Origin of the sequence: Rubeoparvulum massiliense, assembly GCF_001049895.1 — a bacterium.
Taxonomy (GTDB): Bacteria; Bacillota; Bacilli; order Rubeoparvulales; family Rubeoparvulaceae; genus Rubeoparvulum; species Rubeoparvulum massiliense.
The window spans coordinates 116,771-141,337 of record NZ_CVPE01000006.1; the positions used below are offsets into that span (position 1 = coordinate 116,771).

Annotated in this window: 24 protein-coding genes; 18 read left to right on the plus strand and 6 right to left on the minus strand. The window is 43.4% G+C overall.

Annotation, left to right across the window (positions count from 1 at the left end; translation table 11 throughout):
- Positions 1 to 27 precede the first annotated feature (27 nt).
- Positions 28 to 777: a sulfite exporter TauE/SafE family protein gene (locus tag BN1691_RS08340; protein WP_048601798.1), complete on the minus strand. Its 750-nt coding sequence runs from the start codon at positions 775 to 777 to the stop codon at positions 28 to 30.
- Between the two features lie 169 nt (positions 778 to 946).
- On the opposite strand from BN1691_RS08340, the gene BN1691_RS08345 reads away from it, so the two are divergent.
- Positions 947 to 2,173 (plus strand): dicarboxylate/amino acid:cation symporter, encoded by a 1,227-nt coding sequence (locus tag BN1691_RS08345; protein WP_147545914.1) that lies wholly within the window; start codon positions 947 to 949, stop codon positions 2,171 to 2,173.
- Between the two features lie 77 nt (positions 2,174 to 2,250).
- On the opposite strand, the gene BN1691_RS08350 is transcribed toward BN1691_RS08345, so the two are convergent.
- Positions 2,251 to 3,624: an ABC transporter substrate-binding protein gene (locus tag BN1691_RS08350; protein WP_048601800.1), complete on the minus strand. Its 1,374-nt coding sequence runs from the start codon at positions 3,622 to 3,624 to the stop codon at positions 2,251 to 2,253.
- 264 nt (positions 3,625 to 3,888) lie between these two features.
- Here BN1691_RS08350 and namA point away from each other — a divergent pair, with 264 nt between their 5' ends.
- The 14 genes from namA to BN1691_RS08420 all read left to right on the plus strand — a co-directional run bounded on the left by namA (position 3,889) and on the right by BN1691_RS08420 (position 17,740).
- Positions 3,889 to 4,902: an NADPH dehydrogenase NamA gene (gene namA, locus BN1691_RS08355; protein ID WP_048601801.1), complete on the plus strand. Its 1,014-nt coding sequence runs from the start codon at positions 3,889 to 3,891 to the stop codon at positions 4,900 to 4,902.
- Between the two features lie 14 nt (positions 4,903 to 4,916).
- Positions 4,917 to 5,399 carry a DUF456 domain-containing protein gene (locus BN1691_RS08360; RefSeq protein ID WP_048601802.1) on the plus strand — a complete coding sequence of 161 codons (483 nt, stop codon included), beginning with the start codon at positions 4,917 to 4,919 and terminating at the stop codon, positions 5,397 to 5,399.
- Between the two features lie 27 nt (positions 5,400 to 5,426).
- The gene (locus tag BN1691_RS08365; protein ID WP_048601803.1) at positions 5,427 to 6,512 is read left to right on the plus strand and encodes a hypothetical protein; all 1,086 of its coding nucleotides are present in this window, start codon (positions 5,427 to 5,429) and stop codon (positions 6,510 to 6,512) included.
- Between the two features lie 26 nt (positions 6,513 to 6,538).
- Positions 6,539 to 7,900, plus strand: coding sequence for an aspartate kinase (locus BN1691_RS08370; RefSeq protein ID WP_048601804.1), 1,362 nt, complete (start codon positions 6,539 to 6,541; stop codon positions 7,898 to 7,900).
- A 160-nt stretch (positions 7,901 to 8,060) separates the two neighbouring features.
- Positions 8,061 to 10,205, plus strand: coding sequence for an ATP-dependent Clp protease ATP-binding subunit (locus BN1691_RS08375; RefSeq protein ID WP_048601805.1), 2,145 nt, complete (start codon positions 8,061 to 8,063; stop codon positions 10,203 to 10,205).
- Positions 10,206 to 10,477: 272 nt separating this feature from the next.
- Positions 10,478 to 12,868 carry a hypothetical protein gene (locus BN1691_RS08380; RefSeq protein ID WP_048601806.1) on the plus strand — a complete coding sequence of 797 codons (2,391 nt, stop codon included), beginning with the start codon at positions 10,478 to 10,480 and terminating at the stop codon, positions 12,866 to 12,868.
- A gap of 210 nt (positions 12,869 to 13,078) precedes the next feature.
- Positions 13,079 to 13,567, plus strand: coding sequence for a hypothetical protein (locus BN1691_RS08385; protein WP_048601807.1), 489 nt, complete (start codon positions 13,079 to 13,081; stop codon positions 13,565 to 13,567).
- Positions 13,568 to 13,591: 24 nt separating this feature from the next.
- Positions 13,592 to 14,011 carry a hypothetical protein gene (locus BN1691_RS08390; protein ID WP_147545792.1) on the plus strand — a complete coding sequence of 140 codons (420 nt, stop codon included), beginning with the start codon at positions 13,592 to 13,594 and terminating at the stop codon, positions 14,009 to 14,011.
- 756 nt (positions 14,012 to 14,767) lie between these two features.
- Positions 14,768 to 15,247: a hypothetical protein gene (locus tag BN1691_RS08395; protein ID WP_048601809.1), complete on the plus strand. Its 480-nt coding sequence runs from the start codon at positions 14,768 to 14,770 to the stop codon at positions 15,245 to 15,247.
- Between the two features lie 24 nt (positions 15,248 to 15,271).
- Positions 15,272 to 15,697, plus strand: a complete 426-nt coding sequence (locus BN1691_RS08400) for a hypothetical protein (RefSeq protein WP_048601810.1) — start codon at positions 15,272 to 15,274, stop codon at positions 15,695 to 15,697.
- Positions 15,698 to 15,800: 103 nt separating this feature from the next.
- Positions 15,801 to 16,286, plus strand: a complete 486-nt coding sequence (locus tag BN1691_RS08405; RefSeq protein ID WP_048601811.1) for a hypothetical protein — start codon at positions 15,801 to 15,803, stop codon at positions 16,284 to 16,286.
- Between the two features lie 20 nt (positions 16,287 to 16,306).
- On the plus strand, positions 16,307 to 16,729 hold the full coding sequence (locus tag BN1691_RS08410) for a hypothetical protein (protein ID WP_048601812.1): 423 nt from the start codon (positions 16,307 to 16,309) through the stop codon (positions 16,727 to 16,729).
- A 140-nt stretch (positions 16,730 to 16,869) separates the two neighbouring features.
- A complete protein-coding gene (locus BN1691_RS08415) occupies positions 16,870 to 17,295 on the plus strand; it encodes a hypothetical protein (RefSeq protein WP_048601813.1) in 426 nt (141 codons plus the stop codon).
- 19 nt (positions 17,296 to 17,314) lie between these two features.
- Positions 17,315 to 17,740: a hypothetical protein gene (locus BN1691_RS08420; protein ID WP_048601814.1), complete on the plus strand. Its 426-nt coding sequence runs from the start codon at positions 17,315 to 17,317 to the stop codon at positions 17,738 to 17,740.
- Between the two features lie 318 nt (positions 17,741 to 18,058).
- Here BN1691_RS08420 and BN1691_RS08425 read toward each other — a convergent pair whose 3' ends face one another.
- From BN1691_RS08425 to BN1691_RS08440, 4 genes are all read right to left on the minus strand, one after another.
- Positions 18,059 to 19,762: a methyl-accepting chemotaxis protein gene (locus BN1691_RS08425; protein WP_048601815.1), complete on the minus strand. Its 1,704-nt coding sequence runs from the start codon at positions 19,760 to 19,762 to the stop codon at positions 18,059 to 18,061.
- A 100-nt stretch (positions 19,763 to 19,862) separates the two neighbouring features.
- Positions 19,863 to 20,465: a hypothetical protein gene (locus BN1691_RS08430; RefSeq protein WP_048601816.1), complete on the minus strand. Its 603-nt coding sequence runs from the start codon at positions 20,463 to 20,465 to the stop codon at positions 19,863 to 19,865.
- A 49-nt stretch (positions 20,466 to 20,514) separates the two neighbouring features.
- Positions 20,515 to 21,729 carry a cation:proton antiporter gene (locus BN1691_RS08435; protein WP_048601817.1) on the minus strand — a complete coding sequence of 405 codons (1,215 nt, stop codon included), beginning with the start codon at positions 21,727 to 21,729 and terminating at the stop codon, positions 20,515 to 20,517.
- Positions 21,726 to 22,217, minus strand: coding sequence for a cation:proton antiporter regulatory subunit (locus BN1691_RS08440; protein ID WP_048601818.1), 492 nt, complete (start codon positions 22,215 to 22,217; stop codon positions 21,726 to 21,728). Before BN1691_RS08440 ends, BN1691_RS08435 begins: the two co-directional genes overlap by 4 nt.
- A gap of 202 nt (positions 22,218 to 22,419) precedes the next feature.
- Here BN1691_RS08440 and BN1691_RS08445 point away from each other — a divergent pair, with 202 nt between their 5' ends.
- The 3 genes from BN1691_RS08445 to BN1691_RS08455 are packed head-to-tail and all read left to right on the plus strand — an operon-like array spanning position 22,420 to position 24,528.
- Positions 22,420 to 23,229, plus strand: a complete 810-nt coding sequence (locus BN1691_RS08445; protein WP_076850159.1) for a metal ABC transporter ATP-binding protein — start codon at positions 22,420 to 22,422, stop codon at positions 23,227 to 23,229.
- Positions 23,222 to 24,073 carry a metal ABC transporter permease gene (locus BN1691_RS08450; RefSeq protein WP_048601819.1) on the plus strand — a complete coding sequence of 284 codons (852 nt, stop codon included), beginning with the start codon at positions 23,222 to 23,224 and terminating at the stop codon, positions 24,071 to 24,073. Before BN1691_RS08445 ends, BN1691_RS08450 begins: the two co-directional genes overlap by 8 nt.
- The gene (locus tag BN1691_RS08455; RefSeq protein WP_048601820.1) at positions 24,070 to 24,528 is read left to right on the plus strand and encodes a Fur family transcriptional regulator; all 459 of its coding nucleotides are present in this window, start codon (positions 24,070 to 24,072) and stop codon (positions 24,526 to 24,528) included. The genes BN1691_RS08450 and BN1691_RS08455 overlap by 4 nt, the downstream gene beginning before the upstream one ends.
- The last annotated feature ends 39 nt before the right edge of the window (positions 24,529 to 24,567 follow it).

Consider the following 24,567-nt stretch of genomic DNA (forward strand, 5'->3'; position numbering starts at 1 on the left):
TGGGGGTAATTGCTAACAATGTATGAATTATTTAAAGAAGAGGCGAATGGCCATGACGACCACCATGATAATCAGCATGATACGTACTAGCTTGTCTCCCTTAGCAATAGCAAATTTGCTAGCTAGGGCTGCACCTACCCCATTTCCTAAGGCGAGGACAATCCCATAAACCCAGTTTACCTCACCATGGATGATAAAAATGATCAGGGAGGAGATGGAGAATGCACCGATGACGAACACCTTGATGCTATTGATCTCCACAAGGGAGAGCTGGGTGAGTAATAGTAAAACCGCAATCATAAAGAAGCCGATACCCGCTTGCAAAAAGCCACCGTACACACCAAAAAGGAAGAAGAGAATCACAGCGATAATTTTGCTTCTTCGGCTCATCTCTTTGGTTTTACGACGCATTCGTTTTTGGGGCTGCCAGATTAAGATGGCTAGTACGACGATCATGGCTGTAGCTAGGATCTTATTAAAAATATCTTCGGAGATAGTGATGGCCATATTAGCACCAATAATCGACCCGATGACAGCAGGAATGCCCAGTAAGATCCCGAGCTTCCAAGGGAAGACGCCATGCTGATGGAAACCTTTGATCGCCACTAAACTCTGAACAAGCAGTGCGATGCGATTGGTTCCATTGGCAATGGCAGGAGGTAAGCCGAGAAATATCATAACAGGTAAGGTAAGCAGTGAACCACCGCCAGCCATTACATTAATAAAGCCAGCAAGGAGTCCAGTTGCGAGGATAATCAAGGAAGTTAGCAGATCCAATATCGTTGCCCCCTAGCAATAAAATAAACAGGAATAGTTTCATCATAACACGTACTGTGCTGAGATTCACACGGGAATGCGAAGTTTTTCATAGAAAGCATCCTAGAAAGAATAGTATAATAGAATCACTACATATGATGACGAAAAATATCTTAGGAAAAGGAGGATGATTATGAATTGGTTTCGTTCTTACCGCTTTCCCCTGATCTTACTAGCAGCCATTGTCATCGGTTCGGTTGTGGGGATGGTGATGGGTCAGGATGCAGATATCCTCAAGCCTTTGGGGGATCTTTTTCTCAATCTCATGTTTACCATCGTTGTACCCCTTGTCTTTTTTAGTATTGCTTCCACCATTGGAAATATGGATAATATGAAGCGTTTTGGAAAGATCATGGGTTCCATGCTTACGATCTTTATTATTACCGGTATTATCTCAGGTATTGTGATGCTCTTTGTTGTTCAGATGGCACCACCCTCTCAGGGTGTGCAAGTTGAACTGGAGGTTCCAGCAGATGTAGAGCAGCTAAGCGTAGGGGAGCAATTGGTGCAGGCCTTTACGCAGCCTGACTTTTTGAATCTCCTCTCTCGCCGTAATATGCTAGCTCTTATCGTCTTTGCCATGCTGGTGGGAATTGCCACCAGCCTCAGTGGGGAGAAGGGTCGACCTTTTGCGCAATTTCTTTCCTCAGGCTCAACGGTGATGATGAAGGTGGTCTCCATCATCATGTGGTATGCTCCCATCGGATTGGGTGCCTACTTTGCATCCCTAGTGGGCGTCTTTGGTCCAGAGCTCTTAGGCTCCTATGCCCGAGCCATGGCGGTCTACTATCCTGTCGCTATTCTTTACTTTTTTATCTTCTTTACCCTCTATGCCTTTATTGGAGGAGGGGCAACAGGCACCCGCCTCTTTTGGCGAAATGCAGTTTCACCTGCGGTCACGTCCTTAGCAACAGGTAGCAGTGTTGCCACCATTCCTGCCAATCTGCTTGCAGCTGAACGTACCGGTGTGCCTAAGGATATTCGGGAGACGGTAATCCCCATCGGCGCCTCTATTCATATGGATGGGTCAGCACTATCAGCCATATTGAAAATCTCCTTTCTCTTCGGGATCTTTCAGATGGATTTCCATGGCTTCGGAACCTATGCAACTGCAGTGGGGATTGCCTTACTTAGTGGTGTAGTCATGGGTGGGATTCCTGGCGGTGGCTTCCTCGGTGAGATGCTCATCGTCACCATGTATGGCTTCCCACCGGAAGCATTGCCGATCTTAGCTGTCCTAGGCACCCTTGTTGATCCTCCCGCTACCATGGTGAACGCTACTGGCGACTATGTGAGTAGCATGATGGTTACCCGGATGGTGGAAGGGAAGGAATGGTTGAAGGCGAAATTATCATGAAGTAGCAACATGAAGATGAAGAGGACCGATTTCAACAGGTGAAATCGGTCCTTTACTTGTTCTCATAATCATTTGATCTAGCCTCTTTCGTCCAAGTTTACTCGATCTAGAATGGCTTGCCCTTCCTGCTCCATTTTTTCTAAGGCTTCGTCAATGCTGATCTTATTCTGAAGGATCTGCGTGAAATATTTTTCAATGACATCATGGATTTCATAACGCTTGGTTTGTAGTGCTTTCTCTTCATGACGATGGGATGGAGCAGGTGGTGAGAGTAAGTGGAAGGCATCCCAATGAAGATCTTGATTGAAATGGATGGTAGCATCTTGAAAGGCATGTAATTGGCTGTATCGATCCTTAGGCGGGTGTTCTAGAGCGAATTGGATGAATTCCCAAGCCAGCTCAGTGCGTGGACTTTCTCCATAGATGGTATAGAATTCAGGGAAATAGATGGTAGCGCCAATTCCAGGACGATCAGGATGGACTGGCACAGTTACAAGATCGAAGTCGACCCACTCATCGTATTGAATAAGACTCGTGGATGATGGAGTCAGGATCCCTAAATCTGTACTGGATATTTCCATCATGGCAACACGCCCGGATAAAAAAGGAGGGAAGTCTTGCTGCTCTTTTTCCTGATTTGATTGGGAGTGATCATAATGGGTATTGACATAAGGAATGAGAGCCCCAGAGTTCAAAATATGGATGGCATCTGCAAAGACTTGCCGCCATGTGGCGTTATTGATGCTCATCTGATTGGCATGGGGGTCGATGAAGTCTACCTGTAGTGGTTTAATAAAGTCAAGAAAGAAATGGTATTCAGAGACATCCTGACGGCGAAAGAGGGATAAGTCCATGCCATAGATTCCATCTTCCGGATGGGTCACCTGTAATGCGAGATCCACAAATTGTTCCCAGGTCATAAAGTCTTGAGGATAAGGTATTTGATAGCGATCAAAGATTTTTTTATTATAGGCAAGCGCACTGGACTCATAGGTGCTGGCTAAACCGAAGAGTGTTCCATTACCTAAATGCTGTAGACTTTCGAGGATCGTTGGATGAAAACGTCCAAGATCAAATTGATCTCGCTTGATCAAGCCATCTAGTGGCAGAAGGATCTCATTCTCGATCAACAGTTGTTGATCAAAGCTGGGAGCGATGAGCACATCGGGAGGATTCTCAGTGGCTAACAGCTCGGCCATGGCGAGTTCAAATGCATCGGGGTAAGGAATTCCTTCCGCTAAGTACTTTTCGAGGAGCGGATAATATTCGACCGTCATAAGATCTACAGCAGGATGGGTCACTTGGAAGTTGGCAATCCCCCCATCGGAAGATAAATGATTGGATAAGACTGCAATCACCAGTTGTTCGGCAGGCTCAGAAGTGGTTGAACTACAGGCAACGAGGCTGAATAGAAGCAAGAACATGCTTAGAAATAGAAATGCTCTTTTCATAAGATTTCTCCTCTGGTCCTATTTTTTCTTTGTAGTGGCTCAGATGTGTCACTTTATGGATATAACTGCAACCAAATATACCACAATACCCCAATACAGTAAACTTAAAGAATGCTGTCGTTGCTACCAATGCTCTCGATGTAATGAAGAGTTTCTGCACCTTTTTTAGTCGAATCTTCGTATATAGTATTGAGAGAAATGTAAATTCTTCCGTATGATTTGGTACAATATAGGGAGACGATATACAAAGAAAGGGTGAAATGGATGAGTCTATTACTCTCGCCGTATCATGTAAAGGATCTCCAATTAAAGAACCGAATTGTGATGTCACCCATGTGTATGTATGCTTGTGAGGAGAAGGATGGAAAGGTAACCCCATGGCATCTTACACACTATGGATCGAGAGCCATCGGTCAAGTTGGACTGATTATTCAAGAGGCTACTGCAGTGTTGCCAGCAGGCCGTATTAGTGAGGAAGATCTGGGCATCTGGGAAGATGAGCAAGTAGCAGGACTCACTCAGCTGGTACAGACCATCCATGCTTTTGGTAGCAAGGCAGGCATTCAATTAGCTCATGCAGGAAGAAAGGCGCTGGTTCCAGGTACGATCTTCGCACCCTCGGCTATTCCTTATAATGAACAGATGCGCGTTCCCAAGGCGATGACGCAAGAGGAGATTGACGGAACTATCGAAGCCTTTGGGATGGCTGCCAGGCGTGCACGTTTGGCGGGCTATGATCTCATCGAAATTCATGGAGCCCATGGCTACTTAATCAATGAGTTTCTTTCACCCCTAACTAATCACCGCCAGGATCAGTATGGAGGTAACATAGAGAATCGCTATCGCTTCTTACACCAAGTGATTGAAGCGGTGAAAGAGGAGTGGGATGGTCCGCTCTTTGTCCGCATCTCAGGTCATGAATACCATCCAGATGGACAAGGCATGACAGAATCGATTCAGCTTGCGCAATGGATGAAGGAGGATGGCGTCGATCTCATTGATGTGAGCTCAGGCGGCGTGGTTTCCTATAAGATACATGCCTATCCGGGCTATCAGGTTCCATTTGCCGAAGGGATTAAACGGGAAGCAGGGATTCCTACTGGCGCGGTGGGATTGATTACACAGGGCATTCAAGGGGAAGAGATTCTGCAAAATCAGCGGGCCGATCTCATCTTTATCGGCCGAGAGTTACTTCGTGATCCCTATTGGCCAAGAACAGCAGCGTTACAATTACATGAAGAAATTTCTGTACCAAAACCCTATGAACGGGGTTGGTAAGGGGGGTAAGCGTTATGAACATATTTTTATGGATTCTCATTCTCATCCTATTTGGACTTAGTTTTGTAGGGCTGATCTTTCCCGTATTACCTTCTGTTCTCCTTCTCTGGATTGGTTTCCTTCTCTACCAGTTTGCCCTTCATGGAACAGCATTGACAGCTGTCTTCTGGTGGGCGATGGCCATTCTCACCATCTTGATCTTCTTGGCAGATATTTTAGCCAATAGCTATTTTGTAAAACGGTATGGCGGTTCCGCATGGGGACGGCGGGCAGGAGCCCTTGGGATCATCGTGGGTAGCTTTATCTTTCCACCCTTTGGACTCTTGATCGTTCCCTTCATTGCAGTGCTTATTACGGAAATTTTACTAGAACCCAATGTAGAACGAGCTTTTCGTGCATCCATTGGCTCACTCATCGGCTTTTTAAGTAGTTCTGTGGCGAAATTAATGATTCAGCTCGTCATGATTCTTTGGTTTTTCTTTACCATTTGGTTCTAAGCCTATTCAGCAAGGGAGGAAGAGAGAGTGGGGGAGAGCTTATGGGAATTGGCGTATGTCCTACCCAACCTAAATCTATCCGAATGCTTTCAATGCTCACAGATGGCCTTGGTTCCTGCAAAGGATCCCCGCGTTCAACAAATTGAGGAAGCCATACCTTCTGCAAGAAAATTACTTCACGCTTTTGTGGATATGACAGGTCAAGCCATTGAGCCAGCTGTGTTATTAATTCATCCAGAAGCCCCAGCCTCTGCAGTGACTGCAGAGGCTCTTGTGGCTTTTCGTAATATGGTAGCTTTGTCCATTCAACTACGGGAGTGGGCTCATGTGCGGAAGCAGGGACAACCTGAGCATCCGCTCTTTTCTGATTCATTTGATTTTTATCCAGTGACCATGGCAGATCAAGATCACCTGGTCATCCTATCTCCTGCTTTACAGGCAATAGTCACGCTAGAGGCACCTTTTCAAGGCATGGCAGCACCCCATGTTCCCCGCTTTTATCATCAGCGCTATGGCTTGGACTTTATCCTATATGAAGGGCTGCGTCTTCATTGGGAGCGAAGATTTGCTGAGAATAATGAAGAACGGGAGACACGGGTAATTTTCCGCTCATTAGAGATGGCCTATCATGCTAGCTCCGTTCCGCTGAAGAATCAGGCCAACCTCTTTGATTATGGACTCTACCTCTCCATTTGGGTGAGTGCCATGGAGATTTTGGTACATCCGAAGAAGCGAACAGCTTCGCAGGAACAGGTGTTGCGGTTACTTGGATCCTTTTCCTGGAATGATTCAAGATTAAATCAAGAAAAATTCGAAATAGTCTTGAATCGGGAGTATCAATATGTTAACTTAATACAAAAGTTATATAAAGAGATCTACCGAGCACGTGGCTATTTCCTTCATGGTAATCCTGTGAAGGAGGAGTCGTTATATCCATTCGGTAATACGAAGTATCCTGATTTATGGAGTCTAGCCCCCCTTGTTTATCGGACAGCGTTACTAGCTTATCTCCAAGAATTGCATCCCCATTTCGCTGTAGTCTGGCCTTCGGAAGTGTGGGAGTTGGCCCAATTGGAGTATGAAGATGCGCTACTACAACTAATCCAAACCTAGAAACGTTCACACCTGGAGGAATGACGATGAAAGTGAGTAAATTTGGCGGCACATCCCTAGCATCAGCCGCACAGATGAAGAAGGTTGTTCAGATCGTACTAGCGGACCCCGAGCGGAAGGTAGTGGTGGTCTCAGCGCCAGGCAAACGCTTTGCCTCAGATCAGAAGGTGACTGATTTACTCATCACCTGTGCCGAGGAGAAGCTACAGACTGGTAAGATCGAGACGGACTCGCTCCTAGCAATTCTCCAGCGCTATGAGGAGATTACCACTGGACTTGCATTACCGCCTACTTTACTCGATGAATTGGAGAGCCGATTACGCCATCGTTTGGCTCAGCCCATCGTTGAAAAGGCGCCTTGGATCGATGGGGTAAAAGCAACTGGTGAGGAAGCGAGCTCATTGATTCTCGCTGCTCTATTACGGAAACAGGGGCAGGACGCAACAGCCATTGACCCAAAGGAAGCAGGTATGCTCCTAACCTCTGAATATGGTCAGGCGAGAGTGTTGCCTGAGGCGTATGAACGCTTATCATCCCTTCGTGAGCGAGAGGGGATTCTTGTTTTTCCAGGATTTTATGGCTTCACGAGCGAGGGGAATCTAGTCACATTTCCTCGAGGTGGATCAGACATTACTGGATCGATTCTAGCAAAAGCGGTGGGTGCTCAACTCTATGAGAATTTTACGGATGTAGATGCGGTCTACTCCGTTTCTCCCGCCTATGTGGCCAATCCGAAGCCCATCTCCGTTTTGACCTATCAAGAGATGCGTGAGCTCTCCTATGCAGGCTTTAGCGTTTTCAATGATGAGGCACTACAGCCTGCCTTTCAGGCGAAGATACCGGTGTGCATCAAGAACACGAACAATCCTAGTGCACCAGGTACGATGGTAGTTTTCGAACGCGAGGCGAAGCCTTCCACCATTGCCGGGATCGCCTGTGATCATCCCTTCTGCAGTATTCTGGTCAGTAAATATCTCTTGCACCGTGAGATTGGATTTGGTCGTAGATTACTAGAGATTATTGAGGATGAAGGGATCTCCTACGAGCACTCCCCTTCAGGGATTGACCAAATCTCTGTAATCCTTCGTCAGGATTCGCTCTCTGCAGAGAAAGAAGTGCGAATTCGTCAACGGATCGAAGAAGAACTACAGGTGGATCATATTGAGGTAGTGCATGATCTATCGATGATTATGGTGGTAGGGGAAGGAATGCGGAGTTATCCAGGGATTGCCGCAAAAGCCACCAACGCATTGGCCCAAGCTGAGGTGAACATCGTCATGATCAACCAAGGGTCATCTGAGGTGAGCATGATGTTTGGTATTAAGCAATCGGATGAACACCGAGCGATCAGTAGCTTATATCAGGCGTTTTTTGAAGAGAATAACTAAAATATTGCGACGTTTCATGGAAATGATTGAAATTTCCAATGGAACGTCGTATAATAAAAATATAAAGGTCAAAGAAAGTCAAAGTCAAAGTTAAAGCCAAAGTTGAAAGTGGGAGTCAAACGAAAAATCAAATTGAATTTTGGTGGGAGGGAAGAAAAGAATGTTATGTATGCGTTGTGGTCAGCAGGAAGCGACTGTATTGATGGAGCGTCGTGTGAATCATCAGCATGAACAATTGGCGCTCTGCTCCTCTTGTTATGAAGCAATGGTCAAAGCGAAAGAGATTGAATCCGTTGATGCCTTCACCAATCCATCATCCCTCTTCCAGTCCTTCTGGAAGGAGTTCTCTTCTACTCCTACGTTCTGGCCATTTCACCAAGCTCTTGATGGAGAAATGGATCATCTGGAAGGTGGAAGCAATGAAGAGGGAACCATTGATCCAGGTAAGAAGATGGTTCAGCACAGTTCTGTAAGTAAAGGTAAGGGGGTTTTAGGGCAGTTTGGACGAAACTTAACCGACATCGCAAAAACAGGGATGATCGATCCAGTAATCGGTCGGGATGATGAGATTGAGCAGGTTGTGGAGATCTTAAATCGTCGCAATAAGAATAATCCTGTCTTAATTGGTGAGCCTGGTGTTGGTAAAACGGCCATTGCTGAGGGTCTAGCTCTCCGCGTCGTAGAAGGGAAGGTTCCCACGAAGCTACTGGACAAAGAGATCATCTCTCTGGATGTGGCATCCCTATTAGCTGGAACGTCTTATCGGGGTCAGTTTGAAGAACGGATGAAGCAGCTTGTGCAGGAATTGGAGCAGAATCAGCAAGTGATTCTTTTCATTGATGAGATTCACCAGATTGTGGGAGCAGGGAAGACAGAAGGCAGCACTGATGCAGGGAATATTCTCAAGCCTGCTCTAGCCCGTGGTGATATTCAGGTGATTGGTGCTACCACCTTGAAGGAGTATCGGGAGATTGAGAAGGATGCAGCACTGGAGCGTCGCTTCCAACCTGTTCTTGTGAAGGAGCCTAGCGTCGAGGATACTGTTCAAATTTTAAAGGGATTACGTCCTCACTATGAGGCATACCATGGTGTCACCTATTCAGACGAAGTATTAGCAGCATGTGCCCAGCTTTCTCAGCGGTATATTCAGGATCGGCATCTTCCTGATAAGGCCATTGACCTCATGGATCAGGCTGGTTCCATGGTGAACTTAAAGCTCCATGATCAGGATCTGAACGCCATGAAAAAACGCTTCGAAGAAGTGGTGAAGGAGAAAGCGGAAGCTGCTGAACAAGAGAATTATGAAAAAGCTGCCTACTTACGTCAAGAGGAGCTACTTTTGCAAGAGAAGATGAGCAAGGCGGAGCAAGGTGAGAGTAAACATGAGGTCACCGTGGAGGATATCCATCAGATTCTAGAGAAGAAAACAGGGATTCCAGTGGCGAAGATTCAGACCGATGAACAGACAAGATTACGGAATCTCGATGAAGAACTGAAAAAACAAGTGATCGGACAGCCAGAAGCGGTTGAACAAGTGGCACGGGCTATTCGCCGCAGTCGCGCAGGCTTCCACTATGGTGACCGCCCGATTGCATCCTTCCTCTTTGTCGGACCCACAGGAGTGGGCAAAACAGAGTTATCCCGTTCTTTAGCCAATACGCTATTTGGCGATCGTCACGCTCTGGTTCGTTTGGATATGAGTGAATATATGGAGAAGCATGCGGTAGCTAAGCTGATCGGTTCGCCTCCTGGTTATATTGGTCATGAGGATGGGGGACAGTTGACCGAGATTATTCGGCGTCAACCCTATAGCATCCTTCTCCTCGATGAGATGGAAAAAGCTCATCCAGACGTACAGCACCTCTTCTTACAGGTCCTGGAAGATGGGCGCTTAACAGATAGCCATGGTCGTACGGTGAGCTTCAAAGATACGATTATTATCATGACTAGTAATGCTAAGGATATCCATCAGTATTTTCGACCAGAGTTTCTCAACCGACTTGATCATATAATTCACTTCCGAGCACTAGAAAAAGAGGATCTATTACAGATTATCGATCTGCTCTTAGCCGATGTAGAAAGAATCGCCACTGAGCGCCAGCTCCAGCTAGAGATTACTAAGGAAGCGAAGGAGCGCTTAGTCGAATTAGGCTATGATCCACAGTATGGTGCTCGTCCACTCCGCCGAACCATTCAACGCTATGTAGAGGATCCCATTGTGGACCTCCTCTTAGAGAAGGAGGATGTGAAGAAGATTAAAGTGGAACGAGTAGGGGAGCGTATTGAAGTGAAAGTGGTTGAATAAGGTGGATGAGATCGGGTAAATCCGTTACAACTGGTAATATAAAATACAGTAATAGTATTACGCAGGACAGTATGGCTGAAAGGCTATGCTGTCCTGCTATTTTTGTGTATTTTGGATTTAGGTCAGAATTTATGGAATAGCTGAGAACACTCGTGGCTTTAGCCATGAGAGGTTCAAAAAAGCGAGTGAATCAAATTACAAAATGATAGGTAAGAACTATTTAATAAACCATATCCTTCCATTATACTAGACAAAAATAGACAGGAAATTCATTGAATGTCTTGATAAGGAAGGAGGAACGTATCATATCGTCTCATCGTCAGCAGTTATTCATCGGCTTTATTCTGCTCGTTCTACTATGCTTTTGGACAATCGCTTGGATCAACCCCATTGTCTATAGCTCTAGCGGACCCTTCTCTCCCAAGGACTTCTCCGACCCCACCGATCTGAAGCCTACCTTTATTCCCACACCCCAAGAACCTCTATCGAATGGAAGCTCGGATGCAGGAATCATCGAAAACCCTGCACTCAATCACGAACCTTCTTCACCATCCACTTGGGAGCTTGTCCAACGTAGCCTCGGTGAAGTAATCACCATCACCTGGGATACCCTCGCTGCAGGAGGTCGGATAGGCTGGACAATGGGAACAGAATGGCTCCAAACCCAGGTGATCCAACCTACCACCTACCAGTTCTATATTCTTTCCCAAGGTGAGGTTAGTTCCTCTTCATACTGGCAGGCATTTTTTCAACTTACTCTTTCCTTGGGAATCGTGGGAGTCGGTGCTCTACTCAGCTGGGGCATGGTAGGAAGGCAAGCACTGTTCAGCTCCATCGGTGCCATGACAGCTGGGGGGAGAGTGTTCCCCTGGCTCGCGCAAATCCTCTATGGATCCTACGGGGGCGCAGGATTTTGGGCGAGTATCCGAAGTGCTACAGGCGGTGCCATCGGTGGAGGGATCACGAGATTCCTCGGGTCAGCTTGGCGTACATTCCACACTTCTCGCCTGTTCACCCTGATCTCAGGTACCCCAGGCTCCACACGGTTCGTTCAGCTTATGAGAGGATTGCAAGCGGAGGGATCTTCTTTCGGACGAGGCGCTTCACGACTAGGTACAGGCTTCACCTCCGTGGCATCTAGCATGAGGCGGATTCGTCCCTGGACAGGGTGGTCATCCTGGGGCGTCGCCTTGACCAATACCGTGAACCAGCTACGGGAAGGTCTCGCCCTCCGCTTCTGGAAAGAACGGGGATGGGGCCGTGGGAAACCTGCATCGACGCATGGACCCCAGCGGGGCGGCGGCTATGCTTCAGCCCAGTGGACTCCTACGGTAGGAAGAAACCCAGGAATGAAGCCCCAAGCCATGGGTAAATCACGTGTTACGGCTACAGGGATCTCTTTCCGTACAGTTTCTTCAGTTCTACCCGACCCGGATTATTCTCCTTCGGTCGATCCTCAACTTCTAGCGTTACTTGAAAGATATAATCAGGAAGATAGCCAAGAAAAAGCGCTCATTTCTCCCTTGAAACTGTACCTATCACAATTAGGGTTACTCCAGGGAGAAGAATATATCGAGGGACAAGGCTATAGCGATCAGTATACCCCTGAATTGTATAATGCGATCAAGGATTTACAACTACTGCTCAATGTGTTCGGAGATGATCTACTGCTTCGTGAAGAAGGTCGTTACCATCTCGAAGTGAATGGAGAAATGGATCAGGATCTCGTAGATATGGCTCGAACACTCGCGTCACAAGGATACCCTTTAGGCGACTGGCTCGCATTACTGCAGGATCCAGACGACCAGGAGGAGAAATGGAAAGCGTATGAAGCGTACCTTCAAGCGAATGGATGGGATGTTCTCCAACTCAAAGAATTTCTTCGAATCACTGGTTTTCTACAAGTGGAGGGTGAACTTACAGCCCACTATGATCTAGATACTCACGCTGCACTGCTCCGTTTTCTACAGGCCCACAATGAAGAAAGTTCCTTTGATGAGATGGTGCAATGGGATTGGATTAGCCTGATTCCCTTAGTATTACTAGAGCACCTGAAGAAAAAAGGGGAAGCGAACCGCCTCTATTATGGCAAGCATAAGAAAGGGATTTGGGATTTTATCGTAGGCTTTATGCTGGGCTTTACGAAAGGTGCGGTTTCACTTACCGCAGGATTCGCCATTTTTGCAGGAGGAACACTAAAATTTTTATTCAATATGGTTTTTCGACCTTTCAAAACGGGGAAGGAGGCCTTCGAAGCACTTTGCCGCATACCAGGAGCAATTGTAAACTTATTCAAAGCAATTAAGGTCGCCTATCAAGAAAAGGTTATCAACGGGAATCTCTTCACAATGGGAGAGTTTTTTGGCTGGGCTACCTTCGAAGGGACAGCCATTGTGATCCCCATTGGCATCGCCAAAGAGTTGTCTTTGTTAGCTCGATTCGAAAATTGGCTCATTCGTCTTCGTTTGCCTCAAAAAGGCATTTTAGGTTTACTCACTCATGGCACTCGTAACGTAGCAGTATATGCTGTACGAGGAATGCGCATGGTTGAGCAAAAAATATACCAAGGTATTCGTTTCGTTGTCTTAAGATTGACCATTTTGCTTCGAACAATGTGGGGGAAGATCAAGGGAAACTTTGAGCGAGTAACAGAGTACTTATGAAATTTAGCCTCGTCGATTGCTCAGAAACGAGGAAAATATACGAACGCGTATATTGAAGCTAATTTTAAAAGCTTTGTTTCAGAAATTGATGCACATTTAGCTGAAACAGGATTAAGCAAAGAAGAGTTCATTTCCTTAATCCATAAGAATGTTGAAGAGTTAACAGAAGCTGAAATAGCTATACTACAACAAGTTAGGGAATCTATATCCATGCCAAACGAAGAGACCCTAATGCAAAAGGTGGTAACGATTGAAGATTTAAATAAATATTTGAGTGGTGATCGAAAGCCTGTAATTAGTGGGTTTGTAACTAAAGCCCAAGATACTATCCATTTACGTAGTTATGATGAAATAAGAGAGGGGCTTCGATTAGATTATACCTTTGATGGTGGTTATTGTCCGTTTCCTGAAGGAGGAAACACATATGGTATTATCAGATTTAAAACGAATGTTCCAGTAGAGATACCACGTACAAAAGAATTTTGGGGTAATGAAGCAATATGGATAAATGAGTATGGCAGACAACCATTTACAGGTAATGGGTTTACCAAGTCGGAAGATACTATTGTACCTGAATATATTATGAAAAATGTAAACAGGGAACTTCCATATGAGGGTGCGGAGTTATATATAGTCATTGATGGTAAACCCAAACTTGTCGCTGTTCTTGAAGGGGGGAAATTTATTAAACTTGAGTAGCAATATGGAAGGATGATGTTAATTATGAAAATGACAGGTAATTATGCGATTTATAATAATAAAGAGTACGAAGCTAACAAGGATGGGGAGACATTTGAAATTGTATTGATTACTAAAGATAAGCATGAAAAAAGGAATGGTTTTAAAAAAAGCAAGTGGGCAGACCATTTTTTAAAAAGAGTAACTATTCACCAATTGCAGTATGCATACCGTCATCAAAATTATGGGCTCTATCGCGGTGAAAGAGTAGTAATTTTTGATAAAAAAGGAGATTGTTTTTGGATAGCTGCTGATGCTGAAACTGCAAAAAAAGTTGGTATTCCAAGAAGTGACAAATTTTCTTATGAGGCATTAGTGAATAAGTCAGATATTGATGAAGTATTTTATGAAAAAAAGCCAATTTGGGGTTTTGAAAAAAAAGATGAACCACTAAATCTAGAATAGTATATTGTTACATAATGGTATAAGTTGGTATGTCGTATAATGCATCCAATACAGAATTATGATATACATGCTACTAGTTTGTTTCATAGGATATTGAAGCTAAATCTCCTTGTCATCAGCGACTTATATCCATTATGTGATAGAGCGTGTGGGTTGAAAAAGATTGATCTGAGATTGGTTCAAAAAAATGGTCGATTTCTCTAGAACTTATCCCCTTTTGATACATTTAAGATATGGATAGAGGATTAATAGGATGGTCTAAAGGGACAGCCATTGTAATCCCCGTAGGCATCGCCAAAGAGTTGTCTTTGTTAGCTCGATTCGAAAAATGGCTCATTCGTCTTCGTTTGCCTCAAAATGGCATTTTAGGTTTACTCACTCATGGCACTCGTAACGTGGCAGTATTGCTGTACGAGGAGTACGTATGGTTGAGCAAAAAATAAACCAAGGTATTCGTTTCGTTGTCTTAAGATTGATCATTTTGCTTCGAACAATGTGGGGGGGAAGATCAAGGGAAACTTTGAGCGAGTAACAGAGTACTTGCGAAATTTAGCCTCGTCGATTGCTCAGAAATGAGGAAAATACACAAACGCGTATATTGAAGCTAATTTTAAAAGCTTTGTTTCAGAAATTGATGCACATTTAGCTTAAACAGGATTAAGCAAAGAGGAATTTATTTCCTTAATCCATAAGAATGTTGAAGATTTAACAGAAGCTGAAATAGCTATACTACAACAAGTTAGGGAATCTATATCCATGCCAAACGAAGAGACCCTAATGCAAAAGGTCATAACTATAGATCAATTGGAAAAATATCTTACAGGGGAAGTGGATCTAGAAATTGGTGGGTATGTTTCAAGAGCGCAGGATGTTATTGATTTAAAAACATATGACAATATAAGGGAAGGTCTTCGTTTAGATTACACATTTGATGGTGGGTTTAGTCCGTTCCCCGAAGGAGGTAATGAGTATGCAATCATTCGATTCAAGACGGATACAGTAATTGAAATTCCACGTACGAAAGAATTTAATGGCAATGAAAAGATATGGAGTAATGAATATGGCAGACAACCATTCACAGGAAATGGATTCACAAAATCGAATGATACTATCATACCAGAGTTTATTCTCTCAGATAAAAAAGCACCTATAGAAGCAGAATTTTATAAAATAATTGATGGAGAATTAAATCTTGTAGCAACTTATAGCGATGGTGAATTCATACTAATAAAATGATAATTTTGAAAGGTGATCTGTTCAATGAGAAAATCAGGATATTATGTAACATATAATAATAAAGAATACCGAGCTTCAAGGGTACCTAACACAGAAGAAATAAAAATTTTTTCAATGGATAAAGATGAAAAAAAGAATTCCTTTAAGCGTGATTGGTTAATCAAAGGCCGTTATTTTAAGCAATTATTAATTACAGATTTGCAAGATGCCTATTATGTTCATAATTATGCAGTTTGTAAGGGAGAAAAAATAAAAATTTCAGGACAAAAAGAGGATAGGTATTTGCTGAGCACAAGAAATCCTGAAGCAGCAAAGAAAGTTAATTTGGAAAAAATTAGTCCGTCAGAATATGAGGGATGGGTCCGAAAATCAGAAATAGATGAATTAGTTGAAGTGAAAGAGCCTGTCTGGGGTTTTGGAAAAAAGGATGAACCACCAAACATGGAGTAGCCTTTTGAATGAAATAGGGCGATAAACATACGGGGTCCGTACCTTAATGTTTAAACACATTAAGGTGTAGACCCCGAAATTATTATTAAGGGAATCTATACCCATGCCAAACGAAGAGACCCTAATGCAAAAGGTGGTAACGATCGAAGATTTAAATAAATATTTGAGTGGTGATCGAAAGCCTGTAATTAGTGGGTTTGTAACTAAAGCCCAAGATACTATCCATTTACGTAGTTATGATGAAATAAGAGAGGGGCTTCGATTAGATTATGCCTTTGATGGTGGTTATTGTCCGTTTCCTGAAGGAGGAAACACATATGGTATTATCAGATTTAAAACGAATGTTCCAGTAGAGATACCACGTACAAAAGAATTTGGGGGTAATGAAGTAATATGGATAAATGAGTATGGCAGACAACCATTTACAGGTAATGGGTTTACTAAATCAGAAAACATAATAATACCAGAATATATTATTTCCAAATCAAATAAAAGTATCCCGATTGAAGCGGAATTCTATATGGTAATTGATGGAGAACCAAAATTAGTAGCTATTCTCAAAAATGAACAATTAATTATTATAAAATAATGATGATTGGAGGTTGTTGGATGAAGAAAAGTGGTCGCTATGTAATCTATAATAATAAAGAGTATTCCGCAACAATGGATCTAGACACGAATGAAGTAATAGTATTTACTAATGATAAAAAAGAGAAAAAGAATGGATTCAAAAAAGATTGGTCGACAAAAGGATTATATTATAAAAGAGTTGCCATTCAAGATATAGATTATGCGTTTTATTTAAGTAATTGTGCGCTCTATCGAGGAGAAAAGGTGGTAATTTTCGGGAGTGAAGATGATTGCTTATGGATAGCCGCTGATTCAGATGCTGCAAAAAGAGCTGGAATTCCGAGAAGTGACAAATTTTCCTATGAGGTATTAGTAAAGAATACCGAAATTGGAAAATGTTATGAAGAAAAAAAGCCTATTTGGGGTTTTGAAAAAAAAGATGAACCACCCAACATGGATTAGTTTTCTGAATGAAATAGGAAGATAAGCATACGAGGTCCGTACCTAAATGTATAAACACATTAAGGTACGGACCTGTAATTGTAATTAAGGGAATCCATACCCATGCAAAAGGGGTAACAATTGAAGAATTAAACAAATATTTGAGTGGTAGTTGGGAGCCTGAAATTCGTGGATATGTTACAAGGGCACAAGACACCGTTCATCTGAAAGATTATGATGAAGTTAGAGAGGCACTTCGAATAGATTATACTAAAAATGATGGGACCATGCCGTATCCTGAAGGATGTAATGAGTATGGCATTATTAGATTTAAGTCGAGTATTCCTATAGAAATACCGGGTACAAAAGAATTTGGTGGTCATGAAGCAATTTGGATAAATGATTATGGAAGACAGCCCTTTACCGGAAATGGTTTTACCGAATCAGAAAATACTATTATACCTGAATATATTTTCCCATATATCAATGATGTAATTCCTTTAGAAGCAGAATTCTATCGTGTGATCGATGGAGAATTAAAACTTGTTGCAGTTCTTCAAGATAAAAAAGTGGTGCTAGTACAATGATATTTGAAAGGTGATAGTAATGAGAAAACTAGGTTATTACGCAATATATAACAATAAAGAATATAGTGCAACAATGGACTTCAAAACTAAAGAGATAATTCTTTACTCAGAAGATAAAAGCGAGAAAAGGAATGGTTTTAAGCGTGTCTGGTCAGTTAGGGGTCTTTATTATAAAAAGGTAAGTGTTGAGTTTATTCAACATGCATATCATTTGCATAATTACGCTATATATAAAGGGAAAAAAATGAGGATTTTTGGAAAAGAGGGTGATAAACTATGGCTAGAAGCACCAAACTCAGAAAGTGCAATAAGAGCTGGAATTCCAAGATATGATAATGCTATCTATGCTGATTTAATTAGTATAAAAGATATTGATAAAATAATGGAAGAAAAAAAACCTGTCTGGGGTTTTGAAAAAAAGGATGAACCACCAAACATGGATTAGCTTTCTGAATGAAATAGGAAGATAAGCATACGGGGTCCGTACCTTAATGTTTAAACACATTAAGGTGCAGACCCCGAAATTATAATTAAGGGAATCCATATCCATGCCAAACGAAGAGACCCTAATGCAAAAGGTGGTAACGATTAGAATTCAACACCATTCATTGAACCACTCATGGCTAAAGCCAGGAGTGTTCTTGGCTATTTCGTAAATGGTAGGTAAGGGAAAGCAAAAAATTAATGGGCGACTTTGTGGTCGCCCATTAATTTCTATTCATTACTCTATAAACGCCAGTCGTATCATTGAAAGTCTCTGCTATTATTTCTCTTCATGCACCTTAAAACGTTGAATCAGTGCCTGTAGTTCATGAGCAACTTGATCCAGCTCTTCTACATAGGAACCCATCATTTCCATGGCAGCCTGCTGCTCTTCCGTTGTAGCAGCTACGTTTTGTGATGCATTGCTGGTCTCCTTCGTAATCCGTGTTAACTCTGTGAAGGTGGCAGACATCTCCTCAGAACCAGCGGACATTTCTTCAGCAGCTGCTGAGACCTCTTCAATTTGCAAGGCTACATGGCGAATCGATTGGAGGATTTGGACAAATTTTTCCCCTGTATTCTCCACTAAGACGGAGCCTTGTTGGACATCATCGAGATTGTTTTTCATCAAGGAAACAGCGTTGCTCATCTCGGTTTGAACGGTGTTAATCAACTCATCGATCTGCTGGGCAGAGTGTTCAGACTCGGTGGCCAGTTTCTTCACTTCTGAGGCCACCACAGCAAAGCCCTTACCTTCTTCACCAGCTCGTGCCGCTTCGATCGATGCATTGAGAGCAAGAAGATTGGTTTGTGAAGCGATGTTGGCAATCACGTGCACAATTTCACCAATTTTCTGGGCATCTGAATTCAAACAATCTATTCTTTCAGAGAGCTGTTGGGTAGAGCCTTTTACCTTATCCATTTGCTCTACAACCTGCTTCAGATATGCTTCGCCTTCATGAGCCATCTGATTCGTTTCATTGGATTTTTCTGCGACGATGCTGGAGGATTCTGCGACCTTCTGAATACCTTGAGCCATCTCCTCCATGGCATGGGAGCTCTCATCAAAGCTAGCGATCTGATGATCGCTGGTAGAAGCGATGGATTCGGTTTGCAGGGCAATCTCTTGAATCGCTTTCTGATTCTCCATCACACTCTGCGCCACTTGGTCTGCAGAGGAGGCCATTGTACCGGAGATACGATGGGCATTGGCAACAAGCTCATGAAAGTTTTCAGTCATTCCATTGATATCTTGAGATAACTGGGCAATTTCATCACGACCAGTTACGGCGAGATGGGACATGGTTAAGTCGCCTTCAGCCATCTTGCGAACATGTTGACTCATCTTCACGATGGGCCATGTAATAAAGCGACGAATAAGAAAATAGAGGAGAATGACAAACAAGAGAATAATCACATTGAGAGCGGTGATCCACATTAAATCCTGCTGGATTTGATCGGAGATTCCTTGTTGTTCTCCTTTAAAGCCTTGTGTTACATTTTCCTCCAAAGCAAAAAATGCTTCCTTGATTTGCCGCCATACAGGCGTCTCTTCCTTCACAATAAACTGAAAGGCTCCCTCGCGGTCAGTATCCTTCATTGCCACTGCTTTTTCTTGAAGCTGTATATCCTGTTGGGTGAGGGAGTGGAGACTTTCAATCTCACTATGTAATCCATACTTTTCAGCATTAGCCAGCAATTCTTCAAAGAGGTTTAGTGAGTCTGTAGAAGCTGCTTGGAAGTTCTTCAGCGCTTTTTCATCTTGAGGATTTAGAATCAGGTTGCGTACTGCTTGTCCCCGTTGAAGACCAAGGGCATAGATATCCTTGGTTTGTGAGTAGAACGGTACGTCACTTTCTACGAAGTCCTCATATTGATTGCGGACCTCTGTGAGACCATACAAGGAGAGTAGAAAAGAACTACCAGTAAATAGAAGAAAGATAAGAATAATAAGTAGCATTTTATGATTTAAACTCTTTCCCATGAATAAGCACCCCTTAAGTACGTTATCGTTGTATGAAGATGACTGGTATCTTAGCTAGAAATGGGGGAGAGAAATCGCTGTTTATCAATGAAAGAGTTAACTATGAGAGAAGTAAATGGAATGCAACCAAAGCACCAGCAGCAATCAAGATCGTAACATGAGTACGACGTAATGAAGGAGTGACGCGACGTCCCTTCATGATAAATCCGATAATGGCTGCGAGAAGAACCAAGGCGATCCCACCGATCCCTAGCCATTCACGGAGTTCCAGTTCTCCTTCATCAAGGAACTGAATAATTCCATGCACTGCAGCAATGATGAGTGCCAAGATCCCAGTAGGGAGATGCCAGGCTTGGAGCCAGCGCATACCAGCACGAAGCTTATCCATGCCAACTTGCTCACGAATGGATGGAATACGGATAATACGTCGAACGGGAAAAAGGAGAGCAGCTACTCCAGCCAGGATAATACTCCCCCAGCCAAGTGCTTCGCCTACTTCCTCAAATGCCTCGCCAAAAATTCCTTCATCATCGTCGTCATGGTCGTCATCATCGTCATGATCATCATCTGCATGGATAATTGCAAGCTCGTTAGACAGTAAAGGAGTCCAGCTTACCATGATGACAGAGATGATCAAAAGCAGAAAGAGAACTCTTAAAAACTTGGAATGGGTAGAAATGTTACGATGCTTCATATTGAACATGAATAATGCCTCCTCCAACAATAATAAGATTCAATCATTCATGATTCATCTAATGGGTATCTGGTTGGAAAGGCGTGTGGTTGACCACTGGTTGAATCATTCGATTATATAATGGCTTGGAATATTTAATGAGCCATGGACTAATCATTACAAGTAATAAGACATAGAGTGCTGCGAATGGCTGAAGCATTGGATTTAAGTGTGCTGTTAACGCTAGGCTGGTTACGATAATGGCAAATTCACCGCGTGCCATAATACTAAAGCCAATGTAGGATGCTTGTCGCCAAGAATAATGCACAGCGCGTCCTGCAATGATCCCAGCGAGAATATTACCAACTACCGTGAAGAGAACTGCGATGACCGCAGGTAATAATGCTTGGTCAAACGTGCGAAAGTCAATGGTAAGACCAAAGGAGAAGAAGAAGATGGCTCCAAATAGGTCGCGCATAGGTGTAATCCATTCCTTGATCTTTTGTTTTTCAGAAATCTCTGCCAGGATAAGTCCAAGCATGAGCGCACCAATTGCTTCTGCCATTCCCACAAGATTAGCAAGGAAGGCTACAGAAAGCAATAATGCGATGACAAAGAGAATGGTGAACTCATCGGATTTTTCTTTCAACCAATGTTCAATCCAGAGGCGACTCTTCCAACCAATGAAAAGGAAAAGTCCAATGATGAATAACGTTTTACCTAATGTGAACAGAACTATACTCAGCTGCGTTGAACCACTTAATAGGATACCAGAGATGATGGTAAGATAGATGGCTACTACCACATCTTCCAGCATCATTACACCGAGAATAAGGTCTGTCTCAGGACGGACCAGGCGTTGATTATCCACCAATAGTTTGGCCACAATAGCACTACTAGAGAACGTGGTGATTCCAATAATGATTAGGGTTTCATTCACCGTTCCGAAAAGAAGCACACCGAGTAAGATTCCTCGTAGCAGATTGAGACCAATATAGATACTTCCGCCTTGCAGGAGTCGCTTACCTGAGCGAACGAGGGAACGGAGGGAAAACTCCAATCCGAGATAGAACATCAATAGCAGGATCCCAAAACGACTCATGAGGTCAATGAGCGGGTGGGTTTCCATAATTCGTAGATCCACAGGTCCTAGCACGACACCATGCGGCCCAAAGACCATTCCTAACAACATAAGGAAAGGGATGATGGAAAAACGGGTTGTATGGGAGAGCCAAGCACTGAAAGCCAATAGTAATGAGAGAAGAGCAACGATATTTAACCAATCACCACTCATTGAATGGCAGCCTTCACTTCTTCACAAAATTGCTCTACAGGCTCAGGTTCACCAACAACAACGAGGGTGTGTCCGGCTTCTACTACAAAATCAGCACCAGGGTTGACGACGGTTTTATTACCAACAATGGCAGCCACCACAGAAATCCGTTTTTGTTTGCGTAGCTGTAATGACCCAATACTTTGATTATGTAGAGGCGAGTGTTCAGGAACTTTGACCCATTCCATACTCATGCCCTTAATTCGTACTTCAGCCTTATGAAGGGGATCTGGTTGATAATAGATGCCTTCTAAGATATTCCCTACTTGTTTCGCCTCTTCATCGGTGAGGGCGATGGAGGAGATTACTTCTTCCTCTTCTTCGTCATAATGGTAGACTTCACGCTTTCCATCATTGTAGACGATAATCACCACATTCTCTCCGTGATCTGTGTTGAGTTGAAACTTTTTACCTAGTCCAGGGAGCTCGGTTTCATGTAATTTACCCATATAATCCTCCTTAACAGGTGATTTTTTCTATGAAAAGTATACCATGAAAATACTGAAATTGTTCAATGAGCTTTAGAAACTACCAGTCTTTACATGGTACCCAGGAAAGCGTATAATGTAACCTGATTTGACTTAATCATAATGATTACGATTTAGGTAGTCAGTCAAGATATACTTAATTTATATAAAGGAGAGAACCTAGGTGGAACATGAACTAATTACACAGCGTGTCATTCATTGCGACCACCTCCATTTTTCTTATGGCTCAACTCCCGTTTTGGAGGATATCAGCTTTGTGCAAAGAGAAGGGGAAATGATCAGCTTAGTTGGACCGAATGGCTCAGGAAAATCTACGTTGATTCGCCTCATTCTCGGTCTTCTAGCGCCGACCAAGGGGACGGTAGAACGATGGCCAGATCGAACGATACGTGAGCGTAAGCAACTGGGGAGAATCGGATATGTATCACAGAAGGCTAATAGCTTCAATAGTGGTTTTCCTGCCACGGTTGAAGAGGTGGTTGCCATGGGCTTAACGGGGGAGAAGGGCTTATTCCATCGCCTTCATAAAGCAGATCGAGAACGAATTGAAGCGGTTTTAGAACAGGTGGGCATGAGTGATTTTCGGAAGCGCCATATCGCTCAATTATCAGGAGGACAGCAGCAGCGTGTCTTTATTGCCAAGGCCTTGGTTCATCAGCCGAAGCTTTTAATCCTCGATGAGCCTACCGTAGGTGTGGACTATGGATCCGTAGAAAAGTTTATCCAGATTGTTTATGACCTCCATCAGAAGGAGGCAAAAACTATTTTAATGGTGACACACGACTTTAGTCTGATCCATGATTGGGTGGATCGGGTGATCACCTTGCAAAAACGGATTATCTTTGATGGTACACCTCGTCAATTTCAACAGGAACAGGAACGGATTCTCGCCAATCTATACGGTGTACAGCCATGTATGCAGTGTACTGAGGATCACATCGAGGGTGAGAGGGTGGGACATCCCAATGCTTGATATGATCTTTCAATATGAATTTATCCGGAACTCTGTCTATGCAGGGATCTTAATCGGTATTATTGGTCCGCTAATGGGTCTCTTTCTTGTGGTACGCCGTCTTTCCTTGATGGCAGATGCCCTCTCCCATGTGACGCTTTCAGGGGTGGCTTTTGGGCTACTGATGCAGCAACGCTGGGGGATGACCAGTATCCCTCCGATTTATGTAGGAATGGGCTTTGCTACATTGGCTTCCTTCTTTGTGGAACGCCTACGTAAGGTGTACCGTCATTATCAGGAGATTGCCATCCCCATCATGCTCTCCACTGGAGTGGCGCTCGGGATCATTCTAATTAGTATCTCCAACGGCTTCAATGTGAATCTACTAGATTATTTATTTGGGAGTATTTCAGCCATCTCAGCTGATGATCTTGTGATGATCAGCGTGTTAGCTCTGATCATCATCGTTGTAACATGGCTCTTTTATAAGGAATTGGTGATCATCTCCTTCGATGAAGAGGATGCTGCAATCACTGGTGTTTCCCAACGCTTAGTCAATTTTATCTTTACCATTCTTGTTGCCTTTACCATTGGGGCATCGATGCAGATCGTGGGAATCCTCTTGGTATCAGCGATGATGACGCTACCTGTTGCTGCTGCACTCCAGTGGCAGCGTAGCTTTCGCCAAACCATTCTGTTAGCTATCATCCATGGCCAAATCTCTGTTTTTCTCGGGATTTATCTCGCCTTTCATTTTGATTGGCCTTCTGGGGGAACCATTGTCTTAGTAGCGGCTTTTCAAGTACTGGTGATATTATTGGTTAAACGGATTCGGATTTGGGTGCTAAGGAGGGCTAGTGTATGACCGTTGATGAAGCGATGAAGCGTTTAAAGGAAGAGGGTTTTAAGGATACGGAGCGTCGGCGTGAGATATTAGCCATCGTCTCTTCTGCACATCGATATATTTCTGCACGGGAGATCTATGAGGTGATGCGGGAGAAGAATCCGGGGATGAGTCTGGATACGGTGTATCGCAATTTAAGTACCTTCGTGGAATTTCATATTCTTGAAGAGACCACATTGGATGATGAGCGGAAGTTTCGTTTCGCCTGTAATCCTAGCTTACATCATCATCACCATTATATCTGTCTCGGCTGTGGAATAACCAAGATCGTGGATGTCTGTCCCATGGAGAATGCATTGATCAATGAGGTGGAGGACTTCCAGATTACCAGTCATAAATTTGAAATTTATGGCTATTGCAAGGCTTGTCAGGAGAAGGGCAATCAGCAGGAGAAGTGTAATCAATCGGATAAATAGTACGTTGTTAAAGTAGGATGAAACTTGGCTTGGCTCACA